Annotated in this window: 7 protein-coding genes and 1 pseudogene; all 8 read right to left on the bottom strand. The window is 48.0% G+C overall.

Annotation, left to right across the window (positions count from 1 at the left end; all coding sequences use genetic code 11):
• Window positions 1-205: 205 nt before the first annotated feature.
• Window positions 206-1,723, bottom strand: a complete 1,518-nt coding sequence (locus H3H32_RS22695) for a RagB/SusD family nutrient uptake outer membrane protein (RefSeq protein WP_182457899.1) — start codon at window positions 1,721-1,723, stop codon at window positions 206-208.
• Window positions 1,724-1,845: 122 nt separating this feature from the next.
• Window positions 1,846-5,049, bottom strand: coding sequence for a SusC/RagA family TonB-linked outer membrane protein (locus H3H32_RS22700; RefSeq protein WP_182457900.1), 3,204 nt, complete (start codon window positions 5,047-5,049; stop codon window positions 1,846-1,848).
• A 257-nt stretch (window positions 5,050-5,306) separates the two neighbouring features.
• Complete coding sequence (locus tag H3H32_RS22705) at window positions 5,307-7,493, bottom strand: c-type cytochrome domain-containing protein (RefSeq protein ID WP_182457901.1); 2,187 nt, start codon at window positions 7,491-7,493, stop codon at window positions 5,307-5,309.
• A 131-nt stretch (window positions 7,494-7,624) separates the two neighbouring features.
• On the bottom strand, window positions 7,625-9,079 hold the full coding sequence (locus H3H32_RS22710) for a DUF1501 domain-containing protein (protein WP_182457902.1): 1,455 nt from the start codon (window positions 9,077-9,079) through the stop codon (window positions 7,625-7,627).
• 198 nt (window positions 9,080-9,277) lie between these two features.
• Window positions 9,278-11,542: a PSD1 and planctomycete cytochrome C domain-containing protein gene (locus H3H32_RS22715; RefSeq protein WP_374191852.1), complete on the bottom strand. Its 2,265-nt coding sequence runs from the start codon at window positions 11,540-11,542 to the stop codon at window positions 9,278-9,280.
• A 199-nt stretch (window positions 11,543-11,741) separates the two neighbouring features.
• Window positions 11,742-13,178, bottom strand: a complete 1,437-nt coding sequence (locus H3H32_RS22720) for a DUF1501 domain-containing protein (RefSeq protein WP_182457904.1) — start codon at window positions 13,176-13,178, stop codon at window positions 11,742-11,744.
• A gap of 239 nt (window positions 13,179-13,417) precedes the next feature.
• Window positions 13,418-15,785, bottom strand: a pseudogene (locus H3H32_RS22725) (DUF1549 domain-containing protein).
• A gap of 40 nt (window positions 15,786-15,825) precedes the next feature.
• Complete coding sequence (locus tag H3H32_RS22730) at window positions 15,826-17,961, bottom strand: bifunctional aldolase/short-chain dehydrogenase (protein WP_182457905.1); 2,136 nt, start codon at window positions 17,959-17,961, stop codon at window positions 15,826-15,828.
• Window positions 17,962-18,040 lie beyond the last annotated feature (79 nt).

Raw genomic sequence — 18,040 nt, forward strand, 5'->3', positions numbered from 1 at the left:
TGTTTTTGTATATATACCTCTGACAGAGACAAAGCGGCTATCAAGTGGTATACATATTTTCAAACTAATACGGCACTAAGTTGTCAGAGGGTGTGACCCCATCGGGGTCAGATGTTTATAGCTAATAATTGTCTCTATAGACATTTGACCCCGATAGGGTCACACCCTCTTGATACATGCTTAGTCTGATTACTGAATTTAAAAATTAAAAATTCGGTGTTAGGGCAGCCTCAACAGCAGGCAGGCCATAATAATCATCCAGAACCGTGAATGCGTTTGGTGGTGGAACTGCACCCGCTGGGAAATAATAGGCCGCCGGATTCGCTTTTACTTTAGCCCCATACGCACCAATGATTTCCTTCACGCGGCCTGTCCGGGTCAAATCGAACCAGCGTTTGTTCTCGAAGGCAAGCTCAACACGTCTTTCTTTGAAAATAGCTTCCCGCATATCGGCCTGAGACGATGCCGTTGTGGCTGCCAGTCCTGCACGGGTCCGTACCTGATTCAGATAAGGAGCAGCCTCACCCGTTTTACCTTGCTCGTTTAACGACTCTGCCAGGAACAACAGCACCTCAGCGTAGCGATATACGGGCCAGTTCTGACCAGTATTTTGGTTCAAAGAGTGTACCCGTGCGTATTTTTTGATGTACGGATACGTTTTGTCAGCTCGCAAGCTTCCGCTTAATGTTACATAACCGATAGAAATATCTTTCCGCTTATCGCCGGTTTCGTAGGCAGCAATCAGATCTGGCGTCGGAATATTATTACTCTCCTGAGATGTTGGTTGTGGGTTCGATGTGCCAACAATAGGCGCTATCTCGGCAGCAGAGATCGGCGAAGGCAGGAACCGATAAATCTGGTTACCGTTATAGCCAGCCGAACCTTCCATATACTGAATTTCAAATATCGACTCCGAATTATTCTTATTGGTGCTGGTAAACGAAAAGGCGTTGTTATAGTCGGCCTGTAGTGTATAACCATCAATCGTTTTCAGGACTGCTTCAGCCTGCGCCCATTTTTTCTGTGTGATATACAGGTTTGCCAACAGGGTTTTAGCCGCTCCCGATGTAGCCCGACCAAGATCCGTTGCGGCTTGTGCAGCTTTACTTTGTAAGCCTGTGCTGGCAGCAAGCGCATCTTTTTCAATCTGAGCGTAGATCGCGTCTGTTGTAGCCAGAGGTAAGGCCGCATCTTCACGACCGGTAACTGGCACTAAATGCAAGGGGACTTTACCGAACAAACGAACCAGATCGAAGTAGGCGAAAGCTCTCAGAAACAGAGCTTGCCCCTTCAGGTTATTTTTTGACGCATCCGAAGAAAACGTTATCCCGGCGCCGTCGATAAGCGACAGAATCTGATTGGCACGGGCAATAATCACGTAGTTCAGTCGATACTGTACCAATACGTTATCATTGGCCGTAACACCATTAGCTGTTGGAACGGCAAAATCAGCCACGTTTTCGGTTGGGTCAACCGCTCCATAGAGTGTATTACGGGCATAATAGGTATTATCGGAGTGCATTTCCTCTAAAACCCAGGCTCGCTCGTTATACATCTGCCGAAAGGGTACATAAGCCCCATTGACAGCCTGCTGAAAGTCGGCTTCGGTTTTGAAAAACGTAGCTGAGCTCAGCGCCGTTTCGGGAACTACGGTCAGGAAATCTTTGCTGCAACCGGTTAAGGCAAGTGCTAAAAGCCAGGTCGCTATATATCTATTTTTCATTGATTTACAATTAGTTAAGTAAACGAATAATGAATAATGTAAAATGGATAATAAACGAATTTACTTCTACACCATGTCATGAACTTGGAGTCATTGTTCATTATCCATTTCACATTATTCATTTAGAAATTAAGGTTGACGCCCATGGTATACGTACGTGGAACTGGGTAGTTCGAGAAATCAACCCCCTGGCTCAAATTGTCGCCTGGGCCATCGCCTGCACCGTTACCACTAGTTTCTGGATTCGGGCCACCCCAATATTTCGTGAATATATAGACCTGCTGAACCGACGCGTATACGCGAGCCGATTTGAAGAGCTTGTTGACCGCTCCAATGTTATAGCCCAGCGTTATGTTTTTGATCGTGAAAAACGACGCGTCAGCCAGGAACTGCGAGCTATGCCAGTCACGCTCAATACCGGTGTAGTTACCACCGTTGTTCGTTGCCCCAAACATACCTGCCCCTGGAGTAATCACGGTGGTTGCTACGCCAACACCATTGATCATGGAATTCTGAACTCGGAAACGGTCTTTTACGCCTTCAACCATGTTGAATACAGCATCCAGGTTAGCGGTGCTATATAAGTGGCGAACCCAAAGCTGGTTACCGTAGGAGCCAGACCCCGTGATCGAGAAATCGAAATTGCCGTATTTCAGGTCATTGGTAATCCCGTAGGTGAATTTGGGGAATGGGCTACCAAGAATAGTCCGGTCATCAGCATCACCACCATTCGTAATAACACCATCGCCGTTTATGTCTTTAAATTTGATGGTACCAATAGCCGAACGACCAGGAATGACCGGAGAACTCTTAAGCTCTTCCGCAGTCATGTAATACCCCTCTTTAACCAGACCATAGAATTGGCCGAAAGGCTTACCAACCTGTGTAATATGGAAGCCCGTACCACCGTATACCCGATCAATACCAGGAGCCAGCGATACAACCTGGTTACGGTTAAATGAAATGTTGGCGTTGGTTGTCCATTTCAGTTTACCTACTGAGTTTTTGGTCGTCAGCGAGAATTCATGCCCCCAGAACTTAATCTCTCCAATGTTATCAGGGAAGTTAACAAAGCCGGATTCCTGTGGCACCTGTACGTTATACAGCAGGTTGGTTGTCCGCTTTGTATAAAAATCGTAAATGAACTGGATACGATCGTTCAATAAACCCAGATCAAGACCAATGTCGAACTGCTTTGTCGTTTCCCAGCCCAGATTTGGGTTAGCCAGCGATGTGACAACAGCTCCCGTAGCAACCGTGCTACCAAATACGGCATTGGTTGTATTGTTCACCAACGCATACGATGTGTAGTTACCGATGTTGTTATTACCGATTACGCCATAACTAGCCCGAACTTTGGCAAACGAAACGGGTAGCACTGATTTCATGAAATCTTCGTCTGATACTACCCAGCCCACCGAAGCTGATGGGAACGTACCAAACTTATTATTGGCGCCAAAACGAGACGAACCATCCGTACGAACAGCCGCCGTAAACAGGTATTTGCCTTTATAGTTATAGGTCAAACGAGACAGGTAAGAAGTCAATGCCCATTGGTTGATGCCATTGTTTGTACCACCCCGGTTTATATTAAGTGCTCCCTGAATTGTTGGCAGCCGATCATCGGCATACGTATCAGCCTGAATCCGACTAAACTCCTGACGATAGTACTGATTAGTAAAACCAGCCAGCAACTCGAAGTTGTGATCGTTAAAGCTACGGCTATAGGTAGCTAAGTTTTCGTTCAGCCAGGACGTATTTTCCAATCCCTGACGAATCGAAACAGCGGTGGTTGGAATGGGTACGTTGATAGCGCTGGTGGCTGTCGACGGGTTAAAGAAGAAGAATTTAGAATTCTGATATTCGATGTTCATCGTCGACCGAAGGGTTAATCCTGTGATCGGCCGATATTGGATATAAGCGTTTGCCAGCAAGTTTGTATTCTTGGTCTCATTGATCAGTTCCTTAGCAGCCCGCACCCAGTTTGGATACTGGAAAATATTACCTGTACTAGCTGGGAACTGGTTGAATTTAGTTAGCTCGCCATTCGCATCGTAAATAGGCATAACTGGCCATGTGTGCAGGGCGTTAAACAAAATCCCGGTTCCGCGGTCACCATCAGTCCGGGGTGTATTGTCGTATACATAGGAAGGTGCGACGTTAAAGCCAATCGTTACTCGATCCGATATATTGTAATTTGAGTTCAGACGTAGTGAGTACCGTTTGTAATTATTGTTAAGCACTACCCCATCCTGATTCAAAACACCAGCTACCAAGGATGTATTGGACTTACCTGTGTTGCTGGAAATACTGAGGTTGTAGCTCTGAATAGGCGCAACTCGCAGTAAAGCGTCATACCAGTCGTTATTTTTCCCTTCGTATTGAGATGGATTTTGAAACTCGACCGGTACAGCCTGCAACTGGTCTTCGTAATATTCTTTCTTAAACTGAGCAAACTGAACAGCATTCAACATTTTCACCCGACCTTTCATCGGCACCTGCTGTACACCTGCAAATGTGTTAAAGCTAATGTTTGTCTGACCAGGTTTCCCTTTTTTGGTGGTAATCAGCACAACTCCGTTAGCTGCCCGCGAACCATAGAGAGAAGTTGAAGCAGCATCTTTCAAAATCGAGAGATCTTCAATCTCATCAGGGTTAAGTTGGGCAATGTTGCCCGTGATTGGGAAACCATCGACTACGTAAAGCGGGTCACTACCAGCCGAAACTGATACCTGCCCCCGGATACGAATACTGATACCCTGACCTGGTTTACCAGTGGCCTGGTTGATTTGCACACCTGCCAGACGGCCTTGCAGTTTTTGGCCAATCTGCGATACGGGTAAATCTTTAATTTCTGCCGCGCTTACGGTTTGTACAGCACCCGTGATTTCTTTTTTCAACTGACTACCGTAACCAACAACAACGACTTCGTTCAGAGTCTGATCATCAGGTGTCAGTGTTACATTTACCGACGTTTGATTACCAATCAGTACTTCTTTACGCGCATATCCAACAAAGCTAAACACCAGTACCGAACTGGTACTAGGCGCTACAAGTTTGAAACTCCCGCTTGCGTCGGTGTTGGTACCCTGAGTGCTACCTTTTACAATGACACTTACGCCCGGTAATCCGGCTCCCTTTTCATCAACTACTTTACCCGATACGGTAACGTCTGCAGTCGCTTCAGTGTGAGGATTCGTGGTGTTTCTCGCCAGTAAATCGGTGGGACGAGTGTGCTCCGATAGCACGGCTTTGGGCACCTGAGCGAAGCTCGTGAAAGAGCCCGTCAGCAGGCATAGTGCCACCAACTGATAAAGTTTTTTCATAAAAGTATTAGATAGGTAATAAGGTTAGCTCGACCAACTATCCTGAGGAAAAGTCAGTTTCATGGCCAAATATTACCAATCAACTACCACCAACTTTCCCATACCTACCCACACTTCGTACAATTATTTATAAAAATTATCTATTATATATTTATTAATTGGTCCGATGGTTAGTAAACAAGAGATTATCTATGCCTGTCGAGCAGGCACATTATAGTATAATCATTAAGAATGGTTGGGGAATAAATCAGCTACGTTCAATTGATAAATACCTCATCAACAAGCAATAAGGCGTTGTTTCCTTTATTCGGGTGCCAGTCCGGAATTTGTTTGACAGGCTTTGCGATAATCTTTAAGAAAGAGACGGTTTGTGATTTAAATCGGCATTCCACTGATTTCAACACAGGGGGAATTTTCTTGGTGGGTTGTTCAGGTTTGAGGGTACCCAGTAGCTTCATCTGATCTCGCTTGTCCCCTCCCCAAATCTCAATTACGCTCGGCGGGAAAATGCTGGTTTCCTCCTCGACCATGATCCGCAAAGCAACTGAGTTGACCGTAACTGGCTTCTTAAATTCGGACACCAGCGCCATGTCGTTTTTCCGGAACCCCGCCCAGTTATTTGCCCAGGCCGGGCTATTGGCATTGAATGTACCCAGCTTACCATCGAAAAACGTATGAGCGCCATCTGCCTGATGTACAGGATTTAATGGCAGTAACAGATTAACGCTATCGGGCTTAAAGCTGCTTTTATAGAAATCAAACGTGGCCATATTACTTCCGAACCAACCGGCTTTATATGCCTTTGCCTTTATCTGTGTTGGTTGATTGAGTACCGTCTGACCGTTGAAGATTGGCGAATGAATACTGTCGGGTTCCGAACCATCAGTCGTAAAACGGATTTCAACACCTTTAACGGGGTGTTTTAGTTGCAAAGTAAGCGACTGACCAAATATAGTTGAGCTGTTTTTTACTTGTGGCGGATTCAGTTTGATAGGCTCACTACTCGCTCCATCGAATCCAGCAATGAACTGAATATGCTTATTCGCTTTCTGTAATTGACCAATTTGGTCTGTCGTCAATTTTGTATTCCAGACCGCCAGCGTTTTCAGGCTTTTGAAGCCACTAAGCTGTTTCTGTAAGACATCGTATGTAACACCTGTACCCGCTAACGATAATGTTTGTAGCTGTTTTAAAGCGGATAAATCGCCTAAACTTGCCCCTGTAATATCCGTAAAATTAAGATCTAGTTTCTGAAGGTTTTCAAACTCGCCAATTCGTTTTAAATCAGCATCCTTTACGGGCATCTTATTGAGATTCAGATAGACAACCTGTTGTTTAACCGGACTCAGTTCTGTTAATTTTTCGGGTGTAAAGGCCGACTTGTTATACAGATTCACCGCCAGAGCTGGGGATTCTTTCGCCAACGGAGCCACGGTGCGGTAATCATTATTCAGGCTCTTAACAGTTTCCTCATCAGCCGCATCAAAATCAAACTCTTCGGTTTGCTCGCTGGGTTTAAATAAGCCCGCTGCGATAAAACGTAACGAGTCGTTAGCGGGCAGATCGATTACACGCTTTTTAACATCAGCGTTATTTTTCACCCATAACGACAACAACATTACTTCCTGCGGTGTAAGCTGGGTTTTGCCGGATGGTGGCATGTGTTTTTTCTCATCCAGTGGCAGGTGAATTCGTTGCAGTAACAAGCTTATATCGGGTTTCCCAGCAACAAACAACTTACCCGTTTTTCCACCTTTCAGCATAGCCTCAACCGAAGCCAGATTTAGCTGTCCTTTTAGTTTATCGGGATTATGACAACTAACGCACTTTTGCTCAAAAATAGGTTGAATTACATCGGCGTACACCAGCGCCTTATCGAGCGAAACGGGAGCGGGTTTGAACTGGTTACTGATTGGTTCGAAGAGGAAATTATCGCCGTGAGTCAGCGTTGCCCCATAATGCCCGGCACCGATTAAAAAAAGAATTGTTGTCACAGCACTGACCTGGGCAATTCGAGTAGTATACCAGGATTTGTTTCGTATCCAGTACACCAGCGTTGCCAGAAAAAAGATACCCACACCGGTCCATTTATGCCATGAAAGCGCCTGGCCACTATAGCCATCTTCCTTAGCCAAAAACAGACCCATAATGACTGTAATCCCAGCCGATAAAGCGCCCACCAGCAATAGGCTATTCAGAAAATCACGGTAAAACTCCGAAACGGCGGGATTTGCAGCACTGGTCATCCGAAAGCGAAAAGCCTCCATAATCATGGCCAGCAACAAAATCACAATCGGGAAATGAAGCAACAGCGGATGCATTCGTCCTAGCGGCTGTAGCCAGATAGGTACGACGAAACGGGTGCTGAACAGCAATAGAAATACGATGAAGATTGTCGAGGCAAACAACGCCTGTTCCGCTACTCCAATCAGCCGTTTATTCATTTTAAAATTGAAGGTAAGGAGCTAATGATCTGGCGCGGGTATTTACCCGTGCCTATTTATTCAGCAAGCATTCGCTTGCGTCAGTGAATACTGACTTCATTAAAAGACACGAGTAAATACTCGCGCCATAATTACGCAATAATATCATGTACCACTTTCCCCGAAACATCCGTCAGCCGATACCGACGGCCCAGGTGTTTGAAGATCAGTTTCTCATGGTTGAGGCCCATTTGATTCAACACTGTAGCCTGGAAATCATGCACGTGCACAGGGTCTTTGACGATATTATACCCCATTTCGTCGGTTTCGCCGTACACAATGCCGGGTTTGATACCACCGCCCGCCATCCAGATCGTGAAGCAACGTGGGTGATGATCCCGACCGTAATTGTCTTTAGTCAGTTTGCCTTGCGTATAGCTGGTGCGGCCAAACTCCCCACCCCAAATCACCAGTGTTTCGTCGAGCAAACCCCGCTGTTTTAGATCGGTAACTAAAGCGGCTGATGCCTGATCGACGTCTTTCGCCTGCTTGGCAATCTCGAACGGAAGGTTCCCGTGCTGATCCCAGCCCTGGTGGTACAACTGAACAAATCGAACCCCGTTTTCGGATAGCTTTCTGGCTAGTAGGCAATTGGCAGCAAAGGTGCCGGGCACCAAACAATCAGGACCATAAAGTTTGATAATATCGTCGGGCTCCTTTGATAAATCCATGACTTCAGGCACGGCGGTTTGCATCCGGTACGCCATCTCGTACTGCTTCACTTTGGCGGTTATTTCTGGATCACCAAACTCCTGATACGATAAATCATTGAGCTGCGCCAGATTATCGAGCATGTCCCGGCGATCCTGCCGATTCATACCATCGGGATCGCGGAGATACAAAACGGGGTCTTCGCCCTTGCTAAACTGAACGCCCTGGTGAATGGAATCCAGAAACCCATTCGACCATAGCTTGGAATAAACGCCCTGTCCATTACCAATTCCCCGCGATAGCAATACCGTAAAATTGGGCAGATTCTTATTTTCATTACCTAGTCCGTAGCTCAACCAGGAACCCATACTAGGTCGATTTCCCTGCTGCGAACCCGTCTGCAAAAACGTGAGCGCTGGATCGTGATTAATAGCCTCCGTGAACATGGACTTCACAATGCAAAGGTCATCCACAATTTTGGCTGTATATGGAAACAGGTCACTCACCCACGCCCGCGACTGGCCATACTGCTTGAAATCGACAAACGAGCCCACCAACGGGAATTGCTTCTGATTGGCTGTCATACCCGTCAGGCGTTGCGTCCCGCGAACAGAAGGGGGTATCTCCTGCCCCATCATTTCCCGCAGTTTGGGCTTATAATCAAACAGTTCCTGTTGCGAGGGTGCTCCATTCTGGAACAGGTAAATCACCCGTTTTGCCTTTGGCGCAAAATGGGGAATTCCGGGGGTTAGCCCGTCTTCGCTCATTCCGTTTCCGCTGAACAGATCAGGAATCAGCAACGAACCCAGGGCCGCGCTGCCCAAGCCCAAACTCAATCGGGAGAGGAAACGACGCCGGTTAAAATTCAGACCGTGTTCGAGAATTTCTTTTTCCATAGCAGTTGGCAACTAGAACGCTGATTTTATGATCAATATGATCAAATATGATTTAGCTGCATCCTCGGTCTGTGTCCTCACAGAACGCCTGTAATTCAGCTTATGTCAAAGCGTTCTGTGAGGACACAGACCGAGGATGCAGTTATAAAAAGGTCTTAATTTTTATCTCAAAAATCATAACCATCAGCGTTCTGTTTATCAAGACTTTGTGATGGTTTCTTCCAGATTATAAATCGTCGTTACAACTCGCATCAGAGCAGCCAGTTTTTTCTTATCGATACGAGCCGGAATTAGATATTCACCCACTGCCAGCGATCTCTCCGTACTGGCTGGCGTAAGCTTTTTCAGTTCCTTTTCGTAATAGGCCGTTAGCAGTTCGGTTTCTTTTTTGTTTGGTTGCCGACTCACGATCAGGCGGAACGCCTTGCTGATCTTATCGTTCACAGCACTATTTTCCTGCAATAACCTAGCCGCCAACACTCGCGACGCTTCCAGTACGGTTGGGTCGTTGAGCATGACCAACGCCTGCAACGGCGTGTTGGTTTTCAAGCGTCGAACCTCGCAGAGATCGCGGTTGCTGGCATCGAAAATCGCCATTGACGGTGGAGGAACGGTTCGTTTAATGAGCGTATATATCCCCCGTCGATACAGGCTGGACCCATGATCCTGATTGTAAGCAGAAAGCAGGCCACGCCCTGATGTAGCGCCTTCCCACAAACCCGCAGGTTGATACGGTTTTACACTCGGCCCGCCAATGGTTGGGTTTAATAATCCGCTACTGCTCAGGACTAAATCTTTGATAAACTCAGCCTGAATTCGGTAGCGAGGGCCACGCGCCAGAAGTACGTTGTCTGGGTCAGTGGCCAGTTTTTCGGGCGTTATCACGGCCGATTGTCGGTAGGTAGCCGAAGTCACCATCTGCTTGACCAGCCGTTTGATATCCCAGCCATGTTCCATAAAATCGACGGCCAGCCAGTCGAGTAAAGCGGGGTGCGTGGGGAGGTCACCCTGCATGCCGAAATCACCGGACGTTTTCACGATGCCTTTCCCGAAAAACTCCTGCCATAAATGATTGACATACACACGAGCCGTGAGCGGGTTCTTTTTGTCGAACATCCATTTAGATAGCCCTAACCGATTTTTGGGATAGCTTGGATTGAACGGAAGAATTGCCGTAGGTGTCCCAACCTGAACTTCTTCGCCCGGCGCATCATAGGCTCCGCGTTTCAGCAAAAACGTTTTGCGAGTCGTATCCAAATCACCCATCACCGACACAATCAGCCGATTGGTATCCCGCTTATTGACGAACGACAAAATGCTTTGAATGTCTTCATCGCAGATTTCCATCAGTGGTTTCTTGGCATAGGTATCCGGCCCACCAATCACCGACTCGATACCCACTTCCTTCACATTATTGAAGAAGGCAAAGAGCTGGTAATATTCTTTCTGAGGAAACGGGTCGTATTTGTGATCGTGGCAATGCGCGCATTCGATGGTTACGCCTAATAAGCCTTTACCCAACAGGTCAGTTCGGTCGGTCACATACATGGTTCGGTATTCTTCGGGAATCGTGCCTCCTTCTTCGGTTATTTTGTGATTCCGGTTGAAACCCGTCGCGAGCAACTGCTCTTTAGTAGAGTTTGGCATCAAATCGCCCGCCAGCTGCCAGGTCACGAAATCGTTGTAATGCATGTTTTTGTTGAATGCATGAATCACCCAATCGCGCCAGGGCCACTGCGTTCGGTAGCCATCATCCTGATACCCGTGCGAATCGGCATAACGAGCCAGATCAAGCCAATGCAACGCCATTTTTTCGCCGTAAGCCGGATTTTTCAGTAACTGATCGACAGCTTTCTCATAAGCGTTGGCACTCTTGTCAGCTAGAAAACTGTCCATTAGTTGCAGACTAGGTGGCAACCCGACTAAATCGAAACTCAAGCGTTTCAGCAATCGTTCTTTATCAGCTTCATCATTGGGCTTTAAGCCCTTCTCTTCCTGCTTTTGCAAGATGAAATAGTCAATTTCGTTTTTGGGCCAGTCGGTTTCTTTTACAGTTGGAAGAGCCGGTTTCTTGGGGGCTACAAACGCCCAGTGTTTCTCGTAGGTCGCCCCTTGCTGAATCCATTTCTCGATCAACTTTATTTCACGAGCTGATAGTTTCAGATTCGACGAAGGCGGGGGCATCATCATCGCCGTGTCGGTCGAGCTAATTCGCAAAAACACTTCCGACAGTTCGGGTTTGCCGGGTACCAGTGCATGAGCCGATGGGTGTTCTTTCAGAGCTTTATAAGCACTTTCGGCCATATCGAGCCGTAGTCCAGCTTCGCGTTTGTTCGCATCGGGACCATGACAGGCCAGGCATTTGTCCGAAAGAATAGGGCGGATATCGAAGTTATAGCTAACCACCTCTGGAATAGCTTCCGACCCACTGTGATTAGCTGAACTAGTTGCGCAGGATTGCATGTACCACACAAACCCTGCAATCACAGCCAGCAAATAGTATGGACTTATTCGCATAACAACGATTTGTTTAGAGATGGCGCGAGGCTCCAGCCTCGTGCCGACTATTCTCCGGCCTCTGGCCGATTTTCAGCTAATTTATTTCGGCCAGAGGCCGGGGAATAATAGGCACGAGGCTAGAGCCGCGCGCCATCCTGCGCCATCAGATCAACAAGTCCATAACGGGTTTTCCCAGCCCATCTGGCGTCGAATAAAACGGGCGCTTCTCCACTTCGTAATGCGTATCGGGTGGGATGCCCAATGCGTGATAAATCGTTTGGTGAATCCCATCGATATGAACCGGATTTTCAATGGTTTTGCACGGACGCTCATCAGCAGTTTTACCGTAAACGAAGCCTTTTTTAATTCCTCCGCCAAACATTAGAATCGAACACCCATCTGTAAAATGGCGATGCATGCCGTAAAACTTTAGATCCGACAGAATATCCGGTTGATTGACCTGTTCCAACACTTTGGCTCCGGGTCGCCCTTCCACCATCATATCCCGACTAAATTCACTGGCCAGAATGACGATGGTACGATCCAGATGTCCGGTTTTATCCAGATCCTTAATGAGTTGCGCAATAGGGCCGTCGATCTGTTTTTTCATATCCTCCAGGCGTGTGTGTCCATTCTCGTGCGTGTCCCAGCCCTTAAACGGCTCGTACTCTGTCGTCACACTGATGAACCGGGCACCCTGTTCGGTAAGTCGACGGGCGAGCAGACAGCCTAGTCCGAATTTACCGGTATTGTAGATATCATAGCTCGCTTTAGGTTCCTGGCTCAGATCAAACGCCTTGGCTTCGGGAGAATTGAGCAACATATACGCCTGCTCCATCGACCGTTTAAGTGACTCTTTCTGGTAATCGCTGCCAAATTCCCCCATCGGTCCATTGCTGATCAGGTCGTTGTAGAGTTGGTTCCGTCGCTCAAACCGTTTCGCATCCATCCCAACGGGTGGCCGAACGCTTTCCAGACCCTGACTGGGGTCGGGGATAAAGAAAGGCCCAAATTCATTGCCTAGAAAACCCGCTGTATGAAACGCTTTTAGTTCTTCAGCTTCACCTACCGTAAACCGCTGACCAATATCGACAAAGGCAGGAATCACTGGATTTTTGGAACCGAGTTCTTTCGCAATCCAGGAACCCAGATGCGGAGCCGCTACCGTTTGGGGCGGCTCATAGCAGGTGTGCCAATGATACTGATGACGCGAGTGCAGAATATGCCCCATATCAGCCGCTACATACGACCGTATCAGGGTGCCCTTATCCATCACCTTGCCAATGGATTCAAGTCCTTCCGAAAAGTGAATACCATCCAGTACTGTCGGCACTGACTTGAACGTACTCAGCACCCGATTGCCTTCCATGCCCTTTGTGAAGGGTGTATAGCGCTTAGGGTCAAAGGTTTCAGTATGCGCCATGCCGCCCGCCATCCAAAGCAGAATTACGGTGTCGGCGGTACCGTTTGTTTGACCCGGTTTCTTCGACGGACTGCAACCCGACAAAAGACTCGACATAGGAGCACCAGCCGCAAAAGCGGCCATCGTAGCCGCACTTGTTTTCTGTAAAAACTCCCGTCTATTCCAGTACGTTTTCATGTCGTTGTGCTCTCTAAAGTACTTCTGCCTGCGGCTTGTACATTAGGGAGTTATAAGGTGGTTCGTATTATTTTTTACTTGATGTCAGGTTCCTACGGCCTTTGTGGTGTCGGTTACTTATAACCGACACAGTGAGGTTTCTCAAAACCGAACGGTGCGAACAGTAGGTTTTGAGAAACCTACCAATGTCAGGTTAAAGAACCTGACATCACATCAGAGCCCCTGTCACCACGGCTATGTCAATAAATTAACTGAAATTCCGGATGCAGGCTAATGGCCCAGACCAGATCCTGAATGCCTTCTGTCGTTGGATTTTTGCCAATAATTTTCTGCGCAATAGTTAGCTCGTTTGGTTTTGGCTCACGGCCTAAGGCTTTCCAGTATAAGTTTTTCACTAAGGCATCTGGATTCGGATAGGTGACTTTCCATTGCTGGGCACCTCGCTTAAGGGCGTCGTTGAATTTCTCGCCATTGGTCAGTTCCAGTGCCTGCAACAGGTTCGCCTGCGACGACCGGCTGGTACTGACCGTTTCTCGATTCGGGCGGCCCAGCGCCGTTAGGAATGGATCATTTTTCACCAACGACGCCCTTGGGAACGGCATTTCTTTCTTGAGTTGTTTGGGAAACTGCTTCTCCACAATAGACGTATCCACGTAGATCGGGCTAAACGCCAGGCTAACTGCATCGGCAAATTGCTCGGCCGTGAGCCGACGACGTACCATGCCCTGAAACACGAAATTGGGAGACGTAATCAGGTCAGCATCTTTCAGGCCAACGGAAGGCAATTGATATGTTTTGGAGGTCAGAATGGTGAAAATCAGCTTCTTGATGTCGTAGCCATTCATGGCAAAATCAGACGCCAGCCAGTCAATCAAATCTTGACTCCAGGGTTCGTTATCCATCATATCGACGGGTTCAATAATACCCCTGCCCATCACCTGCGCCCAAATCCGATTCACAACTGTACGATACAATCGACCATCTTTGGGTTGTACCAGAAAATTCGCCAGTTCTTTGAGTCGTTCGTCGGTAGTAGCTTTTCCGTTGATCGTTCCCAGCTTTTCGAAGATGATTTTGGTACCGGCCAATTTACCTGTAGGCTTGTCGCAGCGATTGATTTCCAGTGTGGTATCGGCAAATATGTTGGCGAACGCGTAGGCGTCGGCCAGTTTCCAGTCACTGATAAAACTGTCGTGGCAGGAAGCGCATTTCAGGTTCAACCCCAACAATACCTGCGACACGTTTTGAGCCGCCTGCATCTCCGTCCGTTGGCTCGAATTGATGGTACCCCGCCACTTAATGCCTTTAATAAACCCCGCCGACTCTTTGGTTGGGCTAACGAGTTCCCGGACGAACTGATTGTAAGGTTTATTATTTTTCAGTGAGGTATAAAGCCAGTTTGTGATATCGAATCGCCCCCCCCGTAATGTAGCCGGTTCCGGTATAATCATTGCGGAGCGCATCGTTCCAAAATGTTAACCAATGCTGCGCGTAATCGACATTTCGGCCAAGCAATTCATTAACCAAAATCTCTCGCTTGTTTGGTCTTGGGTCAGCTTCAAAAGCTTTTAATTTTTCAGGTGATGGGATCAATCCTACTACATCCAGATATACCCGGCGCATGTACGTTCGATCATCCACGACGCTTTTCCAGGCCAGTTTATGTTGCTGGAAGTAAACAGTCACAAACCGATCAATAGGGTTCGTAATACCCGCCGGAGCTTCAGGAGGGACAGGTAAGCGTGGCTCCAATTCGGCTACTCTATAAATGCTTTTTTCGGCACCACTAGGCCAGGGAGCCCCCTGCTGAATCCAGAATTCAAGCAGAGCGACATCGTGTTCGCTTAGGCGTTTTCCTTTGGTGGGCATCGCGTCTTCATCACCAGCAGGCAGTTTGATGCGCCGAATAATATCACTCTTTTCGGGATGACCGGGCACCAGAATCTCGCCATTCTCCCCGCCTTTCATAACGAACTCCTTTTTATCCAGCCGCAAGCCACCTTTGGTTTTGGTCGCACTATGGCAACTGTAGCAATTGTGCGCCAGAATCGACCGAACTTCCAGATTCAGGTCAGCAATCTGCTTGTCGTTCAAGGGTTGGCCAGCCGTGGCACTAGCAAAAGCGAATTTCGACTCCTCCCCTATTGGACTACTACCACCTCCTTTACCGAAGGGCAACACGCTACTTAGGTAGTCGTCGCCATGCGTAAGCATCGCGCCGTAATGACCCGCCAGACTAACCCCAACGACTGTTACAATCAACAAGCCCCGATACAATTCCAGACGACCGCTACGCAAGGCAAGTACTGTTCCAATGGCCAGGACCATCGTTGCCAGCCCTGACCATTGGTGAATAGTTACTGTATCTCCGCCGTAATCGTCCTGATTTACCAGCAACAGACCCAGCGCTGCGGCCACCACTGAACTGATGGCCCCAACCCAGACCATTGCCCGGATACCCGCCTGCATATCGGTCGATTTGCGAAACCAACCAACCGCTTCGAGCAGCAAGGCGATGCATAAAAGACTAACCGGAAAATGAACGATTAGCGGATGTAAACGGCCCAGAAATTGCCAGAGCCAGAACGATTCGGTTAATATTGTTATCACGTCGAAATAAGTACTCGAAGCCTCTGATTTACTGGCGTTACCTGACAAAGGCCATAGCAACACCCCCATCTACATTAAGTACATTACCGGTAGATTTGGATAATAGGCCATTCACAAACGCCAAACACGCATTAGCAATGTCTTCAGGCAGGATAATTTCATTCAGTAAGGTCCGTTTGGCGTAATAGGCGGGCAATTCGGCAACGGTGATACCGTAGGCTTTGGCACGGCCTTCGGCCCAGGCACCTGCCCAGATTTTAGAATCGGAAATAACGGCGTCGGGGTTGACTACGTTGACCCGAATATGATCTTTTCCTAACTCAGCCGCGTTCAATCGGCTCAGATGTAATTGGGCCGCTTTTGCCGAACCATAACCTGCATTGTTCGGGCCGGAGACTAGTGCGTTTTTGCTGACAATATTCAGCACATCGCCCCCAAGCTCCTGCTTACGCATTACGGCAACGCCTTGTTGAGTCACTAAAAACTGGCCCTTCACCAGAACATCGTACAGTAAATCCCAATCGGCTTCGGTATGCTCTTCAATGGGTTTAGAGATTGATAAACCCGCACAGTTGACCACAATATCGACACCTCCGAAGGCTAAACTGGCCGTCTTAAAAGCGTTAGCAATTGTCTCTGTGTTGGTTACGTCGAGTTGAGCAGCGGCATGTGTATCTCGTCCGTATTTCTTTCCAAATTCGCTGTTGGCCGATGCAAGTCGGTCGGCATCGTTATCGTTGATGACCACGCAGGCTCCTTCATCGGCAAACTTTTTGGCGATGGCTTTTCCAATGCCTCCCGCGCTGCCTGTAATCAGCGCCACCTTACCCGTTAACGGTTTTGGCTTGGGCATTCGTTGAAGTTTAGCCTCTTCCAGCAACCAGTATTCGATATCAAACGCTTCCTGTCGTGGCAGGGACGTATAGCCAGAAATGGCTTCGGCACCCTTCATGACATTGATGGCATTGATGTAAAATTCAGCGGCTACACGGGCCGTTTGTTTGTCCTTAGCAAACGTGAACATACCCACGCCCGGCCAGAGAATAACAACCGGATTTTTATCACGAATAGCGGGCGAATTCGGGTGTTTACAAGTGTCGTAATACGCCTGATACATATCGCGATAAGCCTCGAACGCTGGTGTCAATTTCTCCCGAATAGCCGCAGCATCGGTTACGTCCTGATCAGACGCTAAATCCAGCACGAGTGGGCTGATTTTGGTTCGCAGGAAGTGATCGGGGCAACTTGTTCCCATTGGAGCCAGTCGGGCCAGATCGGCGGAGTTGATGAATTCCAGCACCCGGTCATCGTCGGTAAAATGCCCGATCATTCGGTTCTGGCTCGAACATAAGCCTCGCAGAACAGGGGCTAGTTGGGCCGCCTGCGTTTTTCGGTCCTCTTTAGGCAACGATTCACGAACCGATCCACCAAATTGAGCGCCTTTTTTCGTGTAGCTATCTTCCAGAAACTGAGCGCAGGTTTCAATCACATCCAGGGTGTTTACATAGCTTTCATAGGCCGTCTCGCCCCAGGTGAATAGGCCATGTGAACCAAGCATAATTCCCCGAATACCCGGATTTTCGGTAATGCATTGTTCCAGTTTCAGACCCAGATCGAAGCCCGGCCGTTGCCAGTCGACCCAGCCGATCGTCCCGTTGAACAGCTCTTCCGTAATCCGTTTGCCGTCTTTGGCAGCGGCAATGGCAATAGCCGCATCGGGATGCAGGTGGTCGATGTGTTTGTAAGGTAGAAAACCGTGCAAAGGTGTGTCGATAGAAGGAGCTTTGGAGGCTAAATCGAAAATGCTGTAGTTGAACAATTCAACCATTTCGTCTTCGAATTCGAGCCCACGGTAAACCTCTTTAAGACTATGCAACCGGTTCATATACAGGGCCGCCAGTCCACCACGTGTGAGGGTACCGATATCACCACCAGAGCCCTTGATCCACATAACTTCGGTGGATTTTCCAGTGAGTGGGTCTCGAGACGTGGTTTTGCAGGACGTGTTGCCTCCGCCGTAGTTCGTAAGGCGCAAATCGGCTCCCAATAAATTGGACCGATACAGCAACAGGGCAACTTCCTGTTCCTGCGGGTTGTCATTCGCTAAAGAGGCCGCCTTTTCTTCATCCCACAAGTAACTTACATGCCGATAGGTTTTGATGGTTGATAGCATAACTGAGTAAACGTATTAGATAGGTTATATGGTTAGTATTAGAGCCTGAATGCTTTTGTCTAATAAAGGCTGAAAGTAG

The organism is Spirosoma foliorum, assembly GCF_014117325.1.
Taxonomy (GTDB): domain Bacteria; phylum Bacteroidota; class Bacteroidia; order Cytophagales; family Spirosomataceae; genus Spirosoma; species Spirosoma foliorum.